The sequence below is a fragment of the Chromobacterium sp. CV08 genome (assembly GCF_051129845.1).
In the GTDB taxonomy this organism is placed as follows: Bacteria; Pseudomonadota; Gammaproteobacteria; order Burkholderiales; family Chromobacteriaceae; genus Chromobacterium.
In genome coordinates this window covers 3,244,757-3,263,303 of record NZ_CP150453.1, presented here as the reverse complement: position 1 = coordinate 3,263,303, position 18,547 = coordinate 3,244,757, and the positions used below count along the sequence as shown (strand labels likewise).

The window sequence follows — 18,547 nt, the reverse complement described above, 5'->3', positions numbered from 1 at the left end:
AGCCGGAGGTGAGTGATGAACGAGTGCGTATTGAGCTGCAATGGGGAGCGCCGCGATCCGCTCGGCGGCGCCGCGCATCTGGGCAACGGCTACCGGGCCTACAGTCCGGCGCTGATGCGCTTCCATTGCCCGGACAGCCTGAGTCCGTTCGGCGCCGGCGGCATCAATGCCTACGGCTATTGCGCCGGGGACCCGGTGAACCGGGCCGACCCGTCCGGCCATCTGAGCTGGCAGGCCTGGACCGGCATAGGCCTGGGCGTGGCCGGCCTGGTGCTGGCGGCGATCTCCGCCGCAAGCGCCATCGTGGCGGCCGGAGGCGTGATCGCCGCCATCGAGTCGGCCTCGGCGATCGCGCTGGGCGTGGTCGCCGATGTGACGGCGATAGCCTGCGGGGCGATCGAAGAGAGCCATCCACAGGCCTCGGCCATCCTGGGCTGGGTGTCGCTGGGCGCCGGCGCGGCGGGTGTCGGGTACGGCGTCTTCCGGCTGGGCAGGCGCGTCGCCGGCCTGTTGGGGGGGCGCGATCGCTTCCGCATGACACTGGGCCTGGACGATGAGTTCGAAACCCCGGCGATTCTGGGGATGGGACAGAAAACCGAGGTGAGGGCGCGGCCATTGCCGTATAGGGTGACAAGAAACAAGGGCATGCCCAAGAACGTGGCTTACAAGTTCAGGGATACCACGGCGGATGGGAAGAGGAGGTTGAACATCGTCGCGCATCATGTCGATATGAACCCGCCCGAGCCCCTCGGCCGTCTGCAAATAGGGACGGGGCAGTATCCGGTCGATATCATGCCAAGCTTTTTTAAGTACCGCGGGATTGATTTGACCGATTATTCAGTCGTCAGGTTTATCAGTTGCCACTCGGCGGGCATGGCCGAATGGTTTGCCCGTAAGACAGGAATGGTCACGGTTGGCTATCGGGATTTGGTCAGCATATATGGCCGGGCCAGCGATTTTGCGCATGCCGCGATGGATGACATCTTTCGCAATAGTCCCGACGGCGATCTGGGAAGGATGAATGTCGAGTTCAGGCAGCGATATGACGATTATGCGAAGGCTTTCGCCAATGAACGGGATACCGGTATCGCTTTTTATCGCGTGGAAGGCGATGAGGTCGTGTTTGGCCGAGACCGAGACAATGGGGCGGCCTGACCCATCGGGGCATCCTGCCCCGGCGGTTTCAAGCGACTACCGTCTAATGGAACGAATATGAGCCACTGCGTGCTGGGCTTCAATGGCGAGCGCCGCGATCCGGTCGGCGGCGCCGCGCATCTGGGCAACGGCTACCGGACCTACAGTCCGGCGCTGATGCGTTTCCATTGTCCGGACAGCCTCAGTCCGTTCGGCGCCGGCGGCGTCAATGCCTACGGCTATTGCGCCGGGGACCCGGTGAACCGGGCCGACCCGTCCGGCCATCTGGGCTGGCAGGCCTGGACCGGCATAGGCCTGGGCGTGGCCGGCCTGGCGCTGGCGGCGATCTCCGCCGCAAGCGCCATCGTGGCGGCCGGAGGCGTGATCGCCGCCATCGAATCGACCTCGGCGATCGCGCTGACGGCGGGCGCGCTGGGCGTGGTCGTCGATGTGACGGCGATAGCCTGCGGCGCGACGGAAGAGGCCGATCCGCAGGCCTCGGCCATCCTGGGCTGGGTGTCGCTGGGCGCCGGCGCGGCGGGCGTGGTCCGAGGCGCTTACGCCCTGGGCAGGCGCGTCGCCGGCATGCTGGAACGGTCCGATATTTTCCATATCGCGCTAGGCGTGGACGAGGAGTTTCGCAGCCCTGCCATCATGGGCATCACTTGGGGAAATGTGATGGGGGAATGGGCGCGGCGCTACAGGCTGGCGAGAAATGAGGGTTTGCCTGCGGACCTGGCCTATCGATTCAGAGATACTGCTCAGAACGGCGATCGCAGATTGAACATCGTCGCGCATCGAGTCGAGCTGGCCGGCAGCGAACATCCAGGCCGCCTGCAAATAGGAAGCAAGCTGTATCCGGCTGATGCGCTGCCGGAATTCCTGGAAAAGTCCGGCATCGATTTGAACAAGTTCCACCAAATCAGGATCATCTCTTGTTATTCCAGCGATATCGCCCGCCATTTTGCCGAGTTGACCGGAAAGGTGACGATAGGCTACCGCGGGCCCGTTGCCATTACCGGGCGGGCCAGCGATTTTGCGCATGTCGCGATCAGGGATCTTTCAGCGAACCATCCCGAAGGGGCGCTAGCAGATATCAATAAGGCGTTCAGGCAGCGCTATGACCATTATGCGTATTGGGCAATGCGGGAGAGGCGGGCCGGCGCCGCGTTTTATCGCGTAGACGGGGACGAAGATGTGTTTTTACCGATATCGGGGTAATGGGGGGCGATCTGAAGCTTTCCGCGCCACGTGCTTCCGACGGGTATGGCCGACGGCATCCGCGATGGCGGGCAAGCCCGCCCCGCTCCGGCGGACGGGATCATCCGCCCGTCATCGGTCTATCGTGTAGCGCACCGTGTTCTGGCGCGTGTCGGGCGCGATGGCCCCCTGGATCTGGGTAAACACCGCGGTGCCGGAGTAGTCGTTCAGGCAGGTCAGCACCAGGCTGTAGCGGGTGGCGCGCCCGTCGTACAGCTCGCTGGCCTCCATCAGGCCGACGGTATCGTGCAGTTTGCGGTAGCGGTACTGTCCATGGACGACCAGGCCCTTGCTCAGTATCTTGTTTTCGTAGCCGTCTTTGCCGAAGCGCAGCTTCATGATGGTCCCGGCGTTCGGATTGCCGGGCGAATAGGCCGGATCGGCGACGTTGACCAGGGTCTTGCCGTCCAGCTGCTCGGGGACGCCGCATGCGGCGGCGGGCAGGGCGATGGCTGTCAGAATGGTGGCGACGAGTGTTCTCATTGATCTGTCCTGTGGGATGGCGGGAGACGGGCCGGCATTGTCGCCGGTCGCGGTCGGGACGCGGCGATGAGGAGGGATCTGTCGGATATTTCCTATCCGCGCCGTCGAACGAGCGGCGGAGGGACGATGCAAAGAAACAGGGGAACCGCGCTGGGCGGCTCCCCTGGTCCGTTTCAGCGCATGGGCGCGACGTTTAGAACGGAATGTCGTCGTCCATGTCGTCCATGCGGGGGGCCGGTTTCGGCTCCTGGCGGCGCGGCGCGGCCGGGGCTTCCTGGCGCGGGGCCGGGGCGTTGTAGCCGTAGCCGTCGTCCATGCCGCCGCCCATGCCGCCGGAGGCGCCGCCGCCCATCTCGTTGCGGCCTCCCTGCAGGCTCAGTTCGTTGACGCGCACGTCCGGCGACACGCGCTTGTTGCCGTCCTTGTCCTGCCATTCGCGCAGCGTCAGCTGGCCGTAGACCGTCACCTGCTGGCCCTTGGCCAGGTAGTTCTTCAGCGATTCACCGCGCTTGCCCCATACCTGGCAGCTGAACCAGTTGGTGGTCTTGCGCTCGCCGAAGCCGATGTCGCTGGCCACGCGGAACGACAGGACGGGCTCGCCGCTCGGGGTGTAACGCAGTTCGGCGTCGGCGGCCAGACGGCCGTCAAAGGTGATGCTGTTCATTCGATTCTCCGGATAAGTTCATACTGCTTGGCCTGCGCCGCGGCGGCGGCCCGGTCGGGCGCCGGCAGCCGGCGCCGTCGGATTTGCCCGTGGTGTCCAAGTCGGCGCGCCGCGTCGGTCCGCCTCCCTGGCGAAAAGGCCGGGGCGGCGGAACCCGAGCGGCCGGGCGCGGGCCGAACGATTGGGCGACATTATACACGGCAATCGCGGCCGGCTCGCGTGAAAACCGGAGGGTGCGGGGGCAAAGGTTTCGGCGTAGGCTATAGCATCCGACGTCGATCCGGCAGGCGCCGGTTTTTGCGCCGACCGCCGCTGTGTGAACCGGCTTGGTCGGGCGCGGTCTTTCCTGGACCTTTTTGAGGAGAATGCAAGCATGATGATGAAAAACGCGGTGGTGTCGATGTTGGCGGTGAGCGTGATCGGCCTCGGCGGCTGCGCCAATATGAGCGACACGCAGAAGGGCGTCGGCGGCGGCGCGGCGATCGGCGCCGGCGTCGGCGCGGCGATCGGCGCCTTGACCGCGGGCGGCCATACCGGGCGCAGCGCGGCCACCGGCGCGGCGATCGGCGGCCTCTTGGGCGCCGGCGGCGGCTATCTGTGGTCACAGCACATGCAGAAGCAGAAGGAGGCGATGGAGCAGGCGACCAAGGGCACCGGCATCGGCGTCAGCCAGACCGCCGACAACCGGCTGAAGATCAACATCCCCAGCGACGCCTCCTTCGATACCGGCAGCTACGCGTTGAAGCCCAGCCTGAAACCGGTGCTGAACAAGCTGGCCACGACGCTGCAGCAGAATCCGGTGACCTCGGTCAACATCATCGGCCATACCGACAACACCGGCACCGACGCGATCAACAACCCCTTGTCGGTCAACCGCGCCAAGGCGACGCAGAGCTATCTGGCTTCGCGCGGCGTCGACATCAACCGCATAGGCGTCGACGGCCGCGGCTCGCGCGAGCCGGTGGCCGACAACGGCACCGTGTCCGGCCGCGCGATGAACCGCCGCGTCGAGATCTATGTGGCCGAGCCGGCGCAGCAGCAGAAATAATCGCTTGGAGGCATGGACAGCGGAGGCGGCGTTTCGCGATGGCGGGACGCCGCCTCCGTCGCATTCTCAATTGAAGATTCTGTGAACCGTCTCCGTGTCTTGTCCGCCGTCCGCGGGCGGCGGACATGTCGGACGCGCTGCGTCATCGGGTTTCGACAAGTTCATGGCGTGCCTTGAACTTGTGCGGCCGAGGCGGGATGGCTGCCGTGAACGGCGGGTCAGAGCGCCTGCTGCGTAGTGCTTGCGGCTTCGCGTCCGGCGGTTTGCCGCCTGGGGGCGGGCGCTTGCGAGGGCTGCGCATCGATGGCCCGATAGACGATGATTCCGGGCCGTTTTCTGACGTAGTTGAGAAAGGGCGAGTCTACAACCTTCATATTGCGGGATAGCGATGAGGCGTTTCTGAACACGGGGCCGTCGGGCTGGCGGATGAAAATGCCGGTATGCGTGACATCCAGCCCTGCGGCCGGGGTGTAAATCCCGATGTAGTCCCCGTCCTTTAGTCTACTCAGCGCATCGCCGTCTATGGCTCTGCCCGGTATGTAGCTGATGCTTCGGCGCTTTGTTTTCAGTCCGGCAATGTAAAGGCTGCCGTCCTCCTTTTGATTGAGTTGTTTGATTTCGGTTACGGCGCGGCTGCTGATGGACTGCGTCACATCTGTCACATAGCGCGGCTCGACGTTGGCCCAGTCGGAGAAGAAGTGCTTTCTGGAGAGATAGCTGACTTTCCCTTTGACGTAGCGGGTGCGCATCACATTTTCGACAAAATTATGGATGCTGGAGGAGCGCCGCAACGACTCGACATAGTCCAGGTAGGTGAAGCAGTCCAGCCTGCCGAAGTCCACCACCAGTTTTTCGTCGATATCGTTCGAACCTATCAGCCTGCTGGGGAAGTAGGCGTTTCCCAGGAAAAGGCTTGAAAAGATTTTTATTTTCCGGCCGGGCGGCGATTTTTCGTTTTGCCGGAATATTTCAATCAGCTTTTGTTCTTTTACATTGTAAAAGTCGATGTTGTTGTCCGCATATGCCGCGCCGGGAAGGAGGAGCCATGCCGCCAATAGCGTTTTTCTCATGATCAGGCTCTCGTTCAATGCTTGCCGCGCAGTGGATGGCCGATTTCGCGTCCGGATGCCGTCTTCAATGCGTAAACACCGGTGTGTGGGGGAGAGGGGATCGTCCGAATCGCCGACTTCATGGGAGTCTCCTTGCCAGGTTCAGGTGGATTGCGCCTCCGTAGGGGCGTCGAGTGGGGGGGAATGAGGTCGAACGGGCGCGGGGGCGCCCCCTCGGCGTATCGGGGGAAACGGCATGGCTGAGTCTGGTCGTCCGCGGCGCGGCGCTAGGCCTCAGGCATGGCGTCTCTTGCTGTCCTTCGCTGATTGGATGCGAATCATTGTATTGGATGCCATTCGGCGAATATGGCGGAATTTTGTGACGGAATTGAAAGCCGATGTGAATCTGGCGAGCCGAATTGTTAAGGGTTGCTAACAAAATCCGGCATGATCCAAACGCGCCGGCGCAGACGGCGCAAGCAGTGTGGCAAGGAGGCGCGACGCAGGATCGGGAGTTTTGTTAGCCGCTTTTCAGCTCGCCCTTGGCCGTGTTCCGGGAGGCTTGGAACCTGCTCGCGATCTTTTCGGAAAACGGCCGATGCCGCAAAAAGACTTTGAACAGGCTCTTAGAAGGTGGCGTCTACCAGCCGCCGGACCTCGGTCTCGTCCCACTGCTGCTGCGACACCTTCAGATAGGCGACGCGGTCGGCCAGAACCACCACCGCCTCGTCCACGCCGGCCACCGAGGCCAGTTCGCGCGACAAGGCCTCGGCGTCGCCCTGCCAGGCGTCGCCGATGTGGAGCATCACCGAGCGCACCGCCTTGGGCGCCTGCATGCCCAGCGACCAGACCAGCCACGACAGCATCAGCAGCGTGGTGAAGCCGAACACGCCGCTGGAGCCGAAATGGGTGTACAGCCAGCCGCCGGCGGCTGCGCCCAGGAAGAGGCCGAACGACTGCGAGGTGTTGTAGACGCCGATGGCCGTGCCCTTGGCGTCGGCCGGCGCGATCTTGGAGATCAGCGACGGCAGCGTCGCCTCCAGGATGTTGAAGGCGATGAAGTACAGCGACAGCCAGCTGGCGATCTGCCAGAAGCTGTCCAGCGCCAGCGCCATGCCTAGCTGGGCGGCCGTCATCAGCGCGATGGCGCCGATGAAGACCGGCTTCAGCCTGGCCTTCTTTTCGCCGTAGATGATGGCCGGCACCATCAGGATGAAGCCTATCACCGTCACCGGCAGATAGACCTGCCAGTGCTGGGACTTGTCCAGGTGGGCGGTCTTGATCAGCGCGAACGGCACGGTGACGAACATCGCCATCTGCGCGGCGTGCAGCGCGAAGATGCCGTAGTTCAGCCGCAGCAGCTGGCTGTTCCGCAGCACCGCCGGCAGCCGCTTGGCGTTGGCCTCGGTGTCGGAGTGGAAGCGCGACTGCACCGGGTCCGGAATGACCAGCCACACGCCTAGCAGCGCCGCCAGGGACAGGAAGCCGGTCAGCGCGAAGATGCCGCCGACGCCTATGTATTTGGCCAGCAGCGGACCCAGCACCAGGCTGGCGGCGAAGGTGGTGCCTATCGACATGCCTATCATCGCCATCGCCTTGGTGCGGTTCTCCTCGCGGGTCAGGTCGGCCAGCAGCGCGGTGATGGCTGCTGAGATGGCGCCGGCGCCCTGGATCACGCGGCCGACGGTCAGCGTGGCGATGTCGTGGGCGCCGGCGGCGACGAAGCTGCCGATGGCGAACAGGAGCAGGCCGCCGTAGATCACCTTCTTGCGGCCGATGCGGTCGGACAGCATGCCCAGCGGCAGTTGCAGTATGGCCTGGGTCAGGCCGTAACTGCCTAGCGCGATGCCGATCAGCGTGTGGTTGTCGGCGCCCTGCAGGGTTTTGGCGTAGATGGCGAAGACGGGCAGGATCAGGAACATGCCCAGCATGCGCAGGGCGTAGATACCGGCCAGCCCCAGGCTGGCCCGCAATTCGGTGGCATTCATGCGGTGTGTTTCGTTCTTGGGTATCTTGGTTTTAACGACCGCGCCGGGCAAACGGATGACGGCGAAACGGCGGATTCGGTGCCGCCGCTGCACGGACGAGTGGAGTCGGCCCGGCCAAGTCGGGTATATTAACAGGTTCCCTGACGACGGTGAGTAACAGCTTCTTATGGACAGCATCCGCATCCGTGGCGCCCGCACCCACAACTTGAAAAACGTCAACCTGGACCTGCCGCGCAACCAGTTGATCGTGATTACCGGCCTGTCCGGCTCCGGCAAGTCCTCGCTCGCCTTCGACACGCTGTACGCCGAAGGCCAGCGCCGCTACGTGGAGAGCCTGTCGGCCTACGCGCGCCAGTTCCTGCAGCTGATGGAGAAGCCGGACGTGGACCTGATCGAGGGCCTGAGCCCGGCGATCTCGATCGAGCAGAAGGCCACCAGCCACAACCCGCGTTCCACCGTCGGCACCGTCACCGAGATCCACGACTACCTGCGCCTCTTGTTCGCCCGCGTCGGCGATCCGCACTGCCCGGACCACAATGTGCCGCTGTCCAGCCAGACCGTCAGCCAGATGGTGGACCACGTGCTGGCGCTGCCGGAAGAGACGCGGGTGATGATCCTGGCGCCGGTCATCGTCGGCCGCAAGGGCGAGAACCTGGACCTGTTCGACGACCTGCGCGCGCAGGGTTTCGTCCGAGTGCGGGTGGACGGCGAGGTATACGAGCTGGACGCGGTGCCCAAGCTCGACAAGAACAAGAAGCACACCATCGAGGTGGTGATAGACCGTCTCAAGGTGCGCGCCGACATGCAGCAGCGGCTGGCCGAGAGCTTCGAGACCGCGCTGCGCCACGCCGAGGGCCGCGCCATCGCCGTGGAGATGGATAGCGCGAAGGAGCACTGGTTCTCCGCCAAGTTCGCCTGCCCGGTGTGCAGCTACAGTCTGCCGGAGCTGGAGCCGCGGTTGTTCTCGTTCAACAACCCTATGGGCGCCTGCCCGAAGTGCGACGGCCTGGGCGAGATCACCTTCTTCGATCCGAAGCGCGTGGTCGCGCATCCGGAACTGAGCCTGGCTTCCGGCGCGATCAAGGGCTGGGACAAGCGCAACCAGTTCTACTTCCAGATGCTGCTGGCGCTGGGCGAGCATTACGGCTTCTCGGTCGCCGACCTGGCTTTCGACGACCTGCCGGAGAAGGTCAAGCACGTGGTGCTGCACGGCTCCGGCCGCGACAGCATCGAGTTCAGCTACATGTCGGAGAAGGGCACCAAGTTCACCCGCGCCCATCCGTTCGAGGGCATCATCCCGAACCTGGAGCGCCGCTACCGCGAGACCGATTCGATGGCGGTGCGCGAGGAGCTGGCCAAGTACCAGAACAACCAGGCCTGCCCGCATTGCAGCGGTTCGCGGCTGCGGCTGGAGGCGCGCCACGTCTTCATCGGCACGCGCACGCTGCACGAGATCAACCAGCTGCCGCTGAAGGAGACGGCCGACTTCTTCGACAAGCTGGAATTCACCGGCCAGAAACAGGCGGTGGCGGAGAAGATCGTCAAGGAAATCCGCGAGCGGGTGTCCTTCCTGAACAACGTCGGCCTCGATTACCTGAACCTGTCCCGCTCCGCCGACACCCTGTCCGGCGGCGAGGCGCAGCGCATCCGGCTGGCCAGCCAGATCGGTTCCGGCCTGACCGGCGTGATGTACGTGCTGGACGAGCCGTCGATCGGCCTGCACCAGCGCGACAACGACAGGCTGCTGGGCACGCTGAAGCGGCTGCGCGACCTCGGCAACAGCGTGATCGTCGTCGAGCACGACGAGGACGCGATCCGCGAGGCGGATTACCTGGTGGACATGGGCCCCGGCGCCGGCGAGCACGGCGGCGAGGTGCTGGTGGCCGGCACGCCGGCCGATGTGGCGGCCAGCGAGAATTCGGTCACCGGCGCCTTCCTGTCCGGCCGCCGCAAGATCGCGCTGCCGGGCGGTCGCCGCGAACTTTCCGAGGCGCGGATGCTGCAGCTGATCGGCGCCACCGGCAACAATCTGAAAGACGTGACCTTGGACCTGCCGTTGGGCGGCCTGGTCTGCATCACCGGCGTGTCCGGCTCAGGCAAGTCCACGCTGATCAACGACACGCTGTACAAGATCGCCGCTCGCGACCTGAACGGCGCCGGCGAGGAGCCGTCGCCGTACCGCGAGATCAAGGGCCTGGACCAGCTGGACAAGGTGATCAACGTCGATCAGAGCCCGATCGGCCGCACGCCGCGTTCGAACCCGGCCACCTACACCGGCCTGTTCACGCCGATACGCGAGCTGTTCTCCGGCGTGCCGCTGGCGCGCGAGCGCGGCTACGGCCCGGGGCGCTTCTCCTTCAACGTCAAGGGCGGCCGCTGCGAGGCCTGCCAGGGCGACGGCGTGATCAAGGTGGAAATGCACTTCCTGCCGGACATCTACGTGCCTTGCGACGTCTGCCACGGCAAGCGCTACAACCGCGAGACGCTGGAAGTGCAGTACAAGGGCAAGAGCATCCAGGAAGTACTGGAGATGACGGTGGAGCAGGCGCTGGAGTTCTTCGCCGTGGTGCCGCCGGTGGCCAGGAAGCTCAAAACGCTGATGGACGTCGGTCTCGGCTATATCCGCCTGGGCCAGAGCGCCACCACGCTGTCCGGCGGCGAGGCGCAGCGGGTCAAGCTGGGCCTGGAACTCTCCAAGCGCGACACCGGCCGTACGCTGTACATCCTGGACGAGCCGACCACCGGTCTGCACTTCCACGATATCGACCTCTTGCTGCAGGTGCTGCACCGCCTGCGCGAGAGCGGCAACACCGTGGTGGTGATCGAGCACAATCTGGACGTGATCAAGACCGCGGACTGGCTGATCGACCTGGGGCCGGAGGGCGGCGCCGGCGGCGGCCAGATCATCGCCAGCGGCACGCCGGAACAAGTGGCGGCCAATCCGGTCAGCCATACCGGACGCTATCTGGCGCCGCTGCTCGAGCGGGACAAGAAATAAAACCAAGGCGCCGGCCCGTCCGGCGACAAACCACAGCACATCAAGAGGTAGGCATGCTGAGCTTAGGCAAGATCGATCACATCCACATTCGCGTCAAGGATGCCGCGCTGGCGCTGAAATGGTATCAGCGGGTGCTGGGCATGGCTCCCGACGCGCGCTACAAGACCGACGGCGAGCACAATACGGCGATGCTGGCCAATGCCAGCGGCAGCGTGCGCCTGGCGATTAGCGAAGACGCCGACGCCGCGCCGTCCGATTCCCAGGGGGCGGTCGCCTTCGTGGTCAGCGGTCAGGAATTCGTCGAGTGGATAGACCGGCTGGCCGGCGAGCGCGTCACCAATCGCGAAGGACAGACCATCGCCCGCGATTCGGTGCACGACCATCGTTTCTTCTGCGCGCTGTCCTTCGTCGATCCGTTCGGCAATCCGTACGAGATCGTCAGCTACGACCACACCTGGCTGGTCGGCAAGCTGAAGCTGGGCGGCCAGTTAGCCGTCTGATCCGAGTCGTTCAGGACACCCGCCGCGAGCGGGTGTTTTTTCATGGGAGCGGGTTCATGACGCATTATCTGACTGACAATCCCTCGCCGGACGAAATGGCGGCGCTGCCGGGGCTGACGCTGCTGGAGTTCGGCGTCGACTGGTGCCCGCACTGCCAGGGCGCGCAGCCGCTGCTGGCGCCATTCCTGGCGAGTCGGCCGAGGCTGCGCCACCTGGTCGTCGAGGACGGCAAGGGCAGGCGTTTGGGGCGCTTGTACGGCGTCAAGCTGTGGCCCAGCTTCATCCTCTTGCGCGACGGCGTCGAGGTCGGCCGCGCGGTGCGGCCGCAAGGCCTGGCCGATCTGGAGGCGCTGCCGGCCGGGGAGTGAGCGCGCAGGCCGGCCGGAAGCCGCGGGGGGCTGCCGGCCGTCGCGCCTATTTCAGCTTGATTCCCCAGTTGTCCTCGACGCAATGCTGGTAGTTGCCGGCCTGCAGCGCGCTGTATGGCGTCTGGTAGCTGACCAGCTGGCACTGGTAGTCGTGCTGCCACTGCCAGTCCTTTTCCCAGTAGATGTTGTAGGCGGCGGAGCTGGCCGAAGTGAAACGCTGCATATTGGCGCAGGACAGCTGCTCGCCGCCGTAGTCCCAGCCCAGGTCGTGGGCGAACTGCTTGTAGTAGTCGATGCGGTTCTGCGCCGCCTGCCTTTCGGTGCCGCCGCCGCATTCGCCGTTGATGATCTGGATGGTGGTGGCGAAGTTGTTGCCGGCGCCGGCGGCCTTGTCGGCGGCATTGGGCACCCAGGTGCCGTCCAGCACGTGCAGCATCGACGGCTTCGGCGGTTGCGGATAGACGAAGAAGAAGGTGGCCGAGGCGAGGTTGAGCCAGGTGCTGGCCACCAGGTCCGGGTTCTGCAGCAGCACCGACTGGTCGCCGTTGTTCATCGCCTGCGAGAACGGGCCGTAGTTGTAGTTGTACGACAACTGCTTGGCGCCGCGGCCGTAGTATTTCTTCCAGCTGCCGTCGGGGTTCTTGCCGCAGGTCCACACCTTGTTGAACACCGGGTCGTTGCATTCGGTGTTGTAGCCGCAGGCGCTGCCGCTGTCGGTGCATCCCATCTCGCGCAGATAGGCCAGGCCCTGGCGCCATTGCGGCACGGTGTCGCTGGCGTCGTGGTTGCCGGTTTCCTGGGCGAAGTGGGCGAACATCGTCGCCAGGCTGTGGCGACAGATGGCGTCGGCGTCGCGGCCGTCGCCGTAGTCGTCGCAGACGCCGGGGAATTTGGCTACCGCCTGCAGGAAGCGGGTATAGGTGTAGCTCGGATCGCGGCGCGAGAAATAGTATTCCCACTTGGCCGAAGGCAGCAGCCGCTCGACGCGGCGCACATTGAGCGGATTGGCGGCGCGGCCTGGCGCCACTTGCTCCACCTGATCGCTGGGCAGCGTGCGGATCGACGCCTTGACCTTGCGGAAGAAATCGTTGTTCGTCAGGTCGGCCTCGTGCTGCAAGGCCTGCTGCAATGTCGGGATCGGCGGCGCAGCGTCATCCAGCCGGCGCGCGCCGGCGCCGACGTGGGCGATCCACGAGCCGCGGGGGTTGGCGCCGGGCGTTTCGCCGCGGGTGGGCCATTTGGCCTGCCAGTCGCGGCCCTGCCATTGCACGACCTGGCCCTTTTGGTAGCCGGCGCCGACATTCCACGGCGCGGCCAGCGCCGGGCCGGCCAGCAGCAATAGGGCGAGTGAAGCGGACAGTTTCATATTGGATTCCTCGAAGTGGGGCATGCCGAACGGCACGTAATACCACTATGGAACCAATACGAAATATGTCAAATGCAAATGTATTCGATTGGTCTGCTCCGGGCGCATGGCCCGGCAGCCGCTCAACGCTTGCGGAACGGGCGCGGGGCGCCGCCGCCGCCGGGGTTGGCGGTCGGGTGGCGGAAGTTGATGCGACCCTTGGTCAGATCGTACGGCGACATTTCCACGGTGACGCGGTCGCCGACCAGTACGCGGATGCGGTGCATCTTCATCTTGCCGGAACCGTAGGCGAGGATTTCGATATTGTTGTCCAGCTTCACGCGAAAGCGCGACTCCGGCAGCATTTCGACGACGACGCCTTCCAGTTCGATCATGTCTTCCTTGGACATGGATTTCCTTTCTCAATACGGACAATGCAATGCGGCCGGGCGGTCGCGGGTGACAGCCGGGCGGTGCGATAGAGCTTCAATTCGGTGACCAAGCAGGCTGGAACGCGGGGCATTCCAAAGGCAAGGCGAGACGCCGGGCCGGCGGCCGGGCGTCGGAAGTAGAGGCACCCGTCATTGTAGCGCCAACCGCCGGCGCGGTCAGCTGATTTGTTTGCGAGGCGGCGACGGCGCTCACGCGGACGGGCTTTCCTGTTGCGCGCAGGCCAGTTGGCCGACCCGGACCAGCGCCGCCAGATAGCGTTCGTCCAGCGGGTAGCAGCAGGACAGGCGCAGCGCGTTGCGGTAGCGGCCGCCGGGCGAACTGAGCGGCCCGGGGATCAGGCTGATCTTCTCGGCCATCGCGGCGTGGAACAGCGCGACGCTGTCGCAGCCCTCGGGCAGCTCCAGCCAGATCAGGAAGCCGCCCTGCGGCAGCGTCGCGCGGGTGCCGGCCGGGAAGTGGCGGGCGATCAGGCCGCGCACCTTCTCGACGTGGGCGGCGTAGCGGCGCTTCAGCGTGCGCAGGTGGTGGTCGTAACCGCCCGATTCCAGGAAGGCGCCCAGCGTTTCGGCCAGCACCGCCGGCTGCGCCACCGACGAGGCGAACTTCAATTTGCGCAGCGAGGCGGTGAAGCGGCCGCCCTCCATCCAGCCGATGCGGAAGTCCGGCGCCAGCGTCTTGGTGTAGCTGGCGCAGACGATGACCCAGCCGTCGCTGTCGAAGGCCTTCACCGCGGGCGCCAGCGTGTCTGAAAACTGCAGTTCGGCGTACAGCGCGTCCTCTATCAGCGGCACCTGATGCTGCTTGACCAGCCGGGCCAGCCGTTTCTTGGCTTCCAGCGGCATGCAGCAGCCCAGCGGATTGTGGACGTTGGGCATCGCCACCAAGGCCTGGATGCGGCGCTCGGCCAGCAGCACCTCCACCGCGTCTATCGACAGGCCGGCCTGCGGGTCGGTGGGGATTTCCACCGCTTTCAGCCCCAGGCTGGCCAGCAGCGGCAACAGATTGAAGTAGGTTGGCGATTCCAGTCCCACCGCGTCGCCGTGGCGGGTGACGGCGCGCAGCGCCAGCTGCAGCGCCTCCATGCAGCCGTGGGTCAGGATGATGTTGTCCGGCTGCAGCGTCATGCCCAGGTCCATGCCGCGGCGGGCGATCTGGGTGCGCAGCCGCTCCGAGCCGGGCGGCAGCGCGTAGGTGCTGACCATGCCGGGCTGGCGGCGCAGGATCTGTCCCATCAGCCGCGCCAGCTTGTTGCCGGGATAGAAGTCGCCGCCGCGCGGGCAGGCCAGCGCGAGGTCGATGAAGCCCTCGCTCTGCTGCGCCTGCAGCACCGTGCCTATCAGGTCCAGCACCGCGTGCGGGGTCGGCGCGGCCGGTCCGCTCTCGGTGCCGGCCGGCCGCGCCGGCGACGGCAGGCGCGAGCGCACGTAATAGCCCGACTGCGGCCGGGCCTCGATCAGGCCGCGGTCCTCCAGCACGCGGTAGGCGCTGACCACGGTGTTCAGGCTGAGCTGGCGGCTGTGCGCGGCGCGGCGCACCGACGGCAGCCGCGAGCCGGGCGGCAGCGTGCCGCGGCTGATCGCCAGCGACAGGTCGTCGGCCAGCTGCTGGTAGAGGGTGGGTGGGCTGTTCTGCATGTCTTGCGGACGGGTGAGGGGCACAGCTGTGATCATAGCGGATGGTGACAGTCTGCGGAAAGCTCAATCTGTAACCAGATCAATAGTTGATTTTTGATTCTGTATCCATCGGCGCCGCGCGAATAAGATTTTCCGGTGGGCAAGGGCCTGTCGCCGCTTGCCGTTTTCGCAGGAGATCCGCGATGCCAGAATTCGCCTTGCTGTCCTATATCGCCCTGATGTCGATCACGCCGGGGCCCAACAACCTGATGCTGGCCTCGTCCGGCGTCAATTTCGGTTTCCGCCGCACCGTGCCGCACCTGCTGGGCATCAGTCTCGGCTGCGCGCTGCAGGTCTTCATCGTCGCGATGCTGCTGGCGCAGATGCTGGGCTGGCTCAGCGCCTGGAGGCCGCCGCTGGCGGTGGCCGGCTGCGTCTACCTGCTGTGGCTGTCGTGGCGGATCGCCCGCGCCGGGCGGCCCGAGGCGCGCGAGCAGGCGCGTCCGCTGGGCTTTGTCGGCGCGGCGCTGTTCCAGTGGCTGAATCCCAAGGCCTGGGTGATGGTGCTGAACGCGTCCGTGCTGTTCATGCCGGCCGGCGGCGGCCAGCTGGTCGCCGCCTCGCTGCTGGCGCTGGCCTTCGCCGTGGTCAATCTGCCTTGCATCAGCGTCTGGGCCTGGGGCGGCGAAAAGCTGAGGCGCTGGCTGGCCCGGCCGCGCGCCTTACTGGCCTACAACCTGACGATGGGCGCGCTGATGGCCTTCACTGCCTTGTGGCTGCTGTACGACGAACTGGCGCCGGCGCTTGCCCTGGCGGCATGATGTCCGTTTTTGGCAGGTACTTGTCCGAAGGAGGCCTTATTTGCTGGCTGTATCCGCCTTACGATGCTGTCCATATCCACACCGCCGGGAGAGGCGAAATGAAAAAGACCGCATTGTTGGTGATTGATGTTCAGGATTCCTTTCTTCACCGCCCGTACTGGGACGAGCGCGACTTGCCTGCCTATCAAGAAGCTCAACTCGGGCTGATCGCCGGGGCCGAGGCGCGCGGCGTGCCGGTCGTCAACATCTTCCATACGGACGACGACGAGGCATTCAGGATCGAGTCCGGGCTGGTCAAGCCGCAGTCCTGGCTGACGCACAGGCCGGCGGCGTCTTTCGTCAAGCACGTCCACAACGCGCTGACCGATTCCGGCCTGCAGGACTGGCTGATCAGGCATGGCATCCGGAAGCTGGTTATTTCCGGCATCCGCACCGAGCAGTGCTGCGAAACCACCACCCGCGTGGCCTCGGACCTGGGCTACGAGGTGGACTTCGTCACCGAGGCGACGCTGACCTTCCCGATGACGCACGCCGGCAGCGGCGTGGTTTACAGCGCCGCGGACATCCGCGCCCGCACCGAACTGGTGCTGGCCGGGCGCTTCGCCACCATCGTCACGGTGGAGGAGGCCTTGCGGCGGATGGGGGACTGAGCCTGTCGCCGTTTTTTCGCCCGGTGCGGGCGCTTGCCGTCGGGCGCCCGCATGTCATAAGGTGTCGCCATTCGGTTTGTCCAGATGAGGAGCAGGCATGTCGCAACATGCATCAAGCGCGCCGCCCGACGGCTTGCCGGCCTACCGGCTGCTGACCGGGCCGGTCGATTCGGCCTTCTGCAAGCGGGTCAGCGAGGCGCTGGCGCTAGGCTACCGGCTGCACGGCTCGCCGGCGGCCACGTTCAACGGCGAGCGCGTGATCGTCGCGCAGGCCGTGTTGTGGGCGGGAGCGAACGGTGCCGCCGATTGACGTGGCGCAGGCGCTGGCCATCGTGCTGGTCTGGGGCGTGAACTTCGTGGTGATCAAATGGGGCGTGGCCGGCGTGCCGCCGCTGTTGCTGGGCGCCTTGCGCTTCGCGCTGGTGGCGCTGCCGGCGGTGTTCCTCGTCAGGCGGCCGGCGTTGCCATGGCGCTATCTGGCCTTGTACGGGCTGACGGTCGGCGTCGGGCAGTTCGGCTGCCTGTTCTCGGCGATCAAGCTGGGCATGCCGGCCGGCCTGGCCTCGGTGGTGCTGCAATCGCAGGCCTTTTTCACCTTGCTGCTGGCGCGGCTGGTGCTGGGCGAGCCCTGGCGCCGCAGCCAATTGGCCGGCCTGACGCTGGCGCTGGGCGGACTGGCGCTGATCGGCATCGGCAAAGGCGGCGACATGACGGCGCTGGGCTTCGGCCTGACCATAGCCGCGGCCACCAGCTGGGCGGCGTCCAACATCGTCGTGCGAGCGATAGGCCGAGCGGGTTTCAAGGTGGAGCCGCTGGGCCTGGTGGTGTGGTCCAGCCTGGTGCCGCCGCTGCCCTTCCTGCTGTTGTCCATGTGGCTGGAGGGCGGCGAACGTATCGCCGGGGCCTTGCGCGGCTTCGACGGGCAGTCGCTGTTCGCCGTCGCCTATCTGGCCTTCGCGGCCACGATGCTGGGCTACGGCCTGTGGAGCCGGCTGCTTGCGCGGCACGCCGCGGCGAGGGTGGCGCCGTTTTCGCTGCTGGTGCCGGTGGTCGGCCTGCTGGCTTCCCACTGGCTGCTCGGCGAGAGCCTGACGCCGGCGCAGCTGGCCGGCAGCGGCCTGCTGATGGCGGGCCTGGTGGTCACGGTGTTCGGCGGCCGGCTGCTGGCGGCCGTCGCGGACGGCGGGGCGCGCCGTGCGTGACATCTATTTCGTCTTGCCGCCCGGCCTGTTGCTGCTGGATCTGGCCGGCCCGGCCGACGCGTTCCGCCTGGCCGGGGAGCAGGGCGCCGGTTTCCGGCTGCATTACGTCGGCGCGGCGGCCGAGGTGGACACCTCGCTGGGCCTGCCGCTGGGCGGCGTAGGGCCGTTGCCGGACGCATTGCCGGACGGCGCGCTGGTGGTGGTGCCCGGCTCGACGCCGTCGGCCGAGGCCCATGCCCGGCCGGAGGCGAGGCGCATCGTCGCCTGGCTGGCGGCGCGCCGCGCCCAGGCCGGCGTGCGCTGGGCCGGCATCTGCTCCGGCAGCCTGCTGCTGGCCGAGGCCGGCCTGTTCGACGGCCGGAGCTGCACCAGCCACCACAGCCTGCTGGACCGCCTGCGCGCGCTGGCGCCGGCGGCGCGGGTGCTGGAGAACCGCGTCTTCGTCGACGACGGGCCGTGCAGCAGCAGCGCCGGCATCACCGCCGGCGTCGACCTGGCGCTGCACCTGATAGGCGTGCTGGCCGATTCCGCCGTCGCCCGCGAGGTGGCGCGCGAGATGGTGGTGTATTTCCGGCGCTCGTCGCAGGACCCGGAGCTGTCGCCGTGGCTGGCCTGGCGCAACCACCTGCATCCGGCGCTGCACCGCGCCCAGGACCTGATCTGCGCCGATCCGGTGCGCGACTGGCCGCTGGAGGAGCTGGCCGGCAAGGTGCACGTCAGCGCCCGCCACCTGTCGCGGCTATTCCGCGACCACGCAGGCGTTTCAGCGCACGACTACCACCGCGCGCTGCGACTGGCGCTGGCCCGGCAATGGCGCGCCGGCGGTCTGGGCAAGGAAAAGGCGGCGCTGGCGGCCGGCTTTTCCTCGGCGCGCCAGATGGACCGCGCCGCCTGCCTGCATGACTGACGGGCAGTCGGATGCCGGGCTTTTCTCAAGTTTCATCGCGACAGGCCGATGTTCGGGTTGACGA

At 66.1% G+C, this 18,547-nt stretch carries 18 protein-coding genes; 11 read left to right on the top strand and 7 right to left on the bottom strand.

Translation table 11 applies throughout. The features are described 5' to 3' along the window. Nucleotides 1-15 precede the first annotated feature (15 nt). Nucleotides 16-1,155, top strand: coding sequence for an RHS repeat-associated core domain-containing protein (locus WNM05_RS15185; RefSeq protein WP_434628282.1), 1,140 nt, complete (start codon nucleotides 16-18; stop codon nucleotides 1,153-1,155). A 57-nt stretch (nucleotides 1,156-1,212) separates the two neighbouring features. Beyond that, the gene (locus WNM05_RS15180) at nucleotides 1,213-2,355 is read left to right on the top strand and encodes an RHS repeat-associated core domain-containing protein (protein WP_434628279.1); all 1,143 of its coding nucleotides are present in this window, start codon (nucleotides 1,213-1,215) and stop codon (nucleotides 2,353-2,355) included. 111 nt (nucleotides 2,356-2,466) lie between these two features. Here the strand turns inward: WNM05_RS15180 and WNM05_RS15175 are convergent, their stop codons facing one another. Beyond that, nucleotides 2,467-2,877, bottom strand: a complete 411-nt coding sequence (locus tag WNM05_RS15175) for a hypothetical protein (RefSeq protein ID WP_434628276.1) — start codon at nucleotides 2,875-2,877, stop codon at nucleotides 2,467-2,469. Between the two features lie 193 nt (nucleotides 2,878-3,070). Next, on the bottom strand, nucleotides 3,071-3,541 hold the full coding sequence (locus WNM05_RS15170) for a single-stranded DNA-binding protein (protein ID WP_434628274.1): 471 nt from the start codon (nucleotides 3,539-3,541) through the stop codon (nucleotides 3,071-3,073). 373 nt (nucleotides 3,542-3,914) lie between these two features. Here WNM05_RS15170 and WNM05_RS15165 point away from each other — a divergent pair, with 373 nt between their 5' ends. Further along, complete coding sequence (locus WNM05_RS15165; RefSeq protein ID WP_434628271.1) at nucleotides 3,915-4,589, top strand: OmpA family protein; 675 nt, start codon at nucleotides 3,915-3,917, stop codon at nucleotides 4,587-4,589. A 218-nt stretch (nucleotides 4,590-4,807) separates the two neighbouring features. Here WNM05_RS15165 and WNM05_RS15160 read toward each other — a convergent pair whose 3' ends face one another. Continuing rightward, a complete protein-coding gene (locus WNM05_RS15160) occupies nucleotides 4,808-5,659 on the bottom strand; it encodes a DUF1460 domain-containing protein (RefSeq protein WP_434628269.1) in 852 nt (283 codons plus the stop codon). Nucleotides 5,660-6,264: 605 nt separating this feature from the next. Next, nucleotides 6,265-7,626 (bottom strand): MFS transporter, encoded by a 1,362-nt coding sequence (locus WNM05_RS15155; protein ID WP_434628266.1) that lies wholly within the window; start codon nucleotides 7,624-7,626, stop codon nucleotides 6,265-6,267. Between the two features lie 166 nt (nucleotides 7,627-7,792). On the opposite strand from WNM05_RS15155, the gene uvrA reads away from it, so the two are divergent. The 3 genes from uvrA to WNM05_RS15140 are packed head-to-tail and all read left to right on the top strand — an operon-like array spanning nucleotide 7,793 to nucleotide 11,492. Beyond that, nucleotides 7,793-10,624 (top strand): excinuclease ABC subunit UvrA, encoded by a 2,832-nt coding sequence (uvrA, locus tag WNM05_RS15150; RefSeq protein ID WP_434628263.1) that lies wholly within the window; start codon nucleotides 7,793-7,795, stop codon nucleotides 10,622-10,624. Between the two features lie 53 nt (nucleotides 10,625-10,677). Next, nucleotides 10,678-11,124, top strand: coding sequence for a VOC family protein (locus tag WNM05_RS15145; protein ID WP_434628260.1), 447 nt, complete (start codon nucleotides 10,678-10,680; stop codon nucleotides 11,122-11,124). Between the two features lie 56 nt (nucleotides 11,125-11,180). Continuing rightward, nucleotides 11,181-11,492, top strand: a complete 312-nt coding sequence (locus tag WNM05_RS15140) for a thioredoxin family protein (RefSeq protein ID WP_434628257.1) — start codon at nucleotides 11,181-11,183, stop codon at nucleotides 11,490-11,492. A 46-nt stretch (nucleotides 11,493-11,538) separates the two neighbouring features. Here WNM05_RS15140 and WNM05_RS15135 read toward each other — a convergent pair whose 3' ends face one another. The 3 genes from WNM05_RS15135 to WNM05_RS15125 form a co-directional block, all read right to left on the bottom strand. Further along, nucleotides 11,539-12,858: a glycoside hydrolase family 19 protein gene (locus tag WNM05_RS15135; RefSeq protein WP_434628254.1), complete on the bottom strand. Its 1,320-nt coding sequence runs from the start codon at nucleotides 12,856-12,858 to the stop codon at nucleotides 11,539-11,541. Between the two features lie 122 nt (nucleotides 12,859-12,980). Continuing rightward, complete coding sequence (gene infA, locus WNM05_RS15130; protein WP_434628251.1) at nucleotides 12,981-13,247, bottom strand: translation initiation factor IF-1; 267 nt, start codon at nucleotides 13,245-13,247, stop codon at nucleotides 12,981-12,983. Between the two features lie 231 nt (nucleotides 13,248-13,478). Further along, entirely contained in the window at nucleotides 13,479-14,948 is a 1,470-nt protein-coding gene (locus WNM05_RS15125) for a PLP-dependent aminotransferase family protein (RefSeq protein WP_434628248.1), read from the bottom strand. A 158-nt stretch (nucleotides 14,949-15,106) separates the two neighbouring features. On the opposite strand from WNM05_RS15125, the gene WNM05_RS15120 reads away from it, so the two are divergent. From WNM05_RS15120 to WNM05_RS15100, 5 genes are all read left to right on the top strand, one after another. Next, a complete protein-coding gene (locus WNM05_RS15120) occupies nucleotides 15,107-15,724 on the top strand; it encodes a LysE family translocator (protein ID WP_434628245.1) in 618 nt (205 codons plus the stop codon). A gap of 98 nt (nucleotides 15,725-15,822) precedes the next feature. After that, nucleotides 15,823-16,374, top strand: a complete 552-nt coding sequence (locus WNM05_RS15115) for an isochorismatase family protein (protein WP_434628242.1) — start codon at nucleotides 15,823-15,825, stop codon at nucleotides 16,372-16,374. A gap of 97 nt (nucleotides 16,375-16,471) precedes the next feature. After that, on the top strand, nucleotides 16,472-16,684 hold the full coding sequence (locus tag WNM05_RS15110; protein ID WP_434628239.1) for a DUF1737 domain-containing protein: 213 nt from the start codon (nucleotides 16,472-16,474) through the stop codon (nucleotides 16,682-16,684). Beyond that, complete coding sequence (locus tag WNM05_RS15105) at nucleotides 16,671-17,576, top strand: EamA family transporter (protein ID WP_434628236.1); 906 nt, start codon at nucleotides 16,671-16,673, stop codon at nucleotides 17,574-17,576. Before WNM05_RS15110 ends, WNM05_RS15105 begins: the two co-directional genes overlap by 14 nt. Then, nucleotides 17,569-18,483, top strand: coding sequence for a GlxA family transcriptional regulator (locus WNM05_RS15100; RefSeq protein WP_434628233.1), 915 nt, complete (start codon nucleotides 17,569-17,571; stop codon nucleotides 18,481-18,483). The genes WNM05_RS15105 and WNM05_RS15100 overlap by 8 nt, the downstream gene beginning before the upstream one ends. Nucleotides 18,484-18,547: the final 64 nt, after the last annotated feature.

Excerpts from the sequence above, each read along its gene's own strand:
- uvrA (WP_434628263.1), top strand. The coding sequence starts at position 7,793 with ATGGACAGCATCCGCATCCGTGGCGCCCGCACCCACAACTTGAAAAAC.
- WNM05_RS15160 (WP_434628269.1), bottom strand. The coding sequence starts at position 5,659 with ATGAGAAAAACGCTATTGGCGGCATGGCTCCTCCTTCCCGGCGCGGCA.
- WNM05_RS15120 (WP_434628245.1), top strand. The coding sequence starts at position 15,107 with ATGCCAGAATTCGCCTTGCTGTCCTATATCGCCCTGATGTCGATCACG.
- WNM05_RS15185 (WP_434628282.1), top strand. The coding sequence starts at position 16 with ATGAACGAGTGCGTATTGAGCTGCAATGGGGAGCGCCGCGATCCGCTC.
- WNM05_RS15140 (WP_434628257.1), top strand. The coding sequence starts at position 11,181 with ATGACGCATTATCTGACTGACAATCCCTCGCCGGACGAAATGGCGGCG.
- WNM05_RS15165 (WP_434628271.1), top strand. The coding sequence starts at position 3,915 with ATGATGATGAAAAACGCGGTGGTGTCGATGTTGGCGGTGAGCGTGATC.
- WNM05_RS15155 (WP_434628266.1), bottom strand. The coding sequence starts at position 7,626 with ATGAATGCCACCGAATTGCGGGCCAGCCTGGGGCTGGCCGGTATCTAC.
- WNM05_RS15115 (WP_434628242.1), top strand. The coding sequence starts at position 15,823 with ATGAAAAAGACCGCATTGTTGGTGATTGATGTTCAGGATTCCTTTCTT.
- infA (WP_434628251.1), bottom strand. The coding sequence starts at position 13,247 with ATGTCCAAGGAAGACATGATCGAACTGGAAGGCGTCGTCGTCGAAATG.
- WNM05_RS15135 (WP_434628254.1), bottom strand. The coding sequence starts at position 12,858 with ATGAAACTGTCCGCTTCACTCGCCCTATTGCTGCTGGCCGGCCCGGCG.
- WNM05_RS15170 (WP_434628274.1), bottom strand. The coding sequence starts at position 3,541 with ATGAACAGCATCACCTTTGACGGCCGTCTGGCCGCCGACGCCGAACTG.
- WNM05_RS15110 (WP_434628239.1), top strand. The coding sequence starts at position 16,472 with ATGTCGCAACATGCATCAAGCGCGCCGCCCGACGGCTTGCCGGCCTAC.
- WNM05_RS15175 (WP_434628276.1), bottom strand. The coding sequence starts at position 2,877 with ATGAGAACACTCGTCGCCACCATTCTGACAGCCATCGCCCTGCCCGCC.
- WNM05_RS15180 (WP_434628279.1), top strand. The coding sequence starts at position 1,213 with ATGAGCCACTGCGTGCTGGGCTTCAATGGCGAGCGCCGCGATCCGGTC.
- WNM05_RS15145 (WP_434628260.1), top strand. The coding sequence starts at position 10,678 with ATGCTGAGCTTAGGCAAGATCGATCACATCCACATTCGCGTCAAGGAT.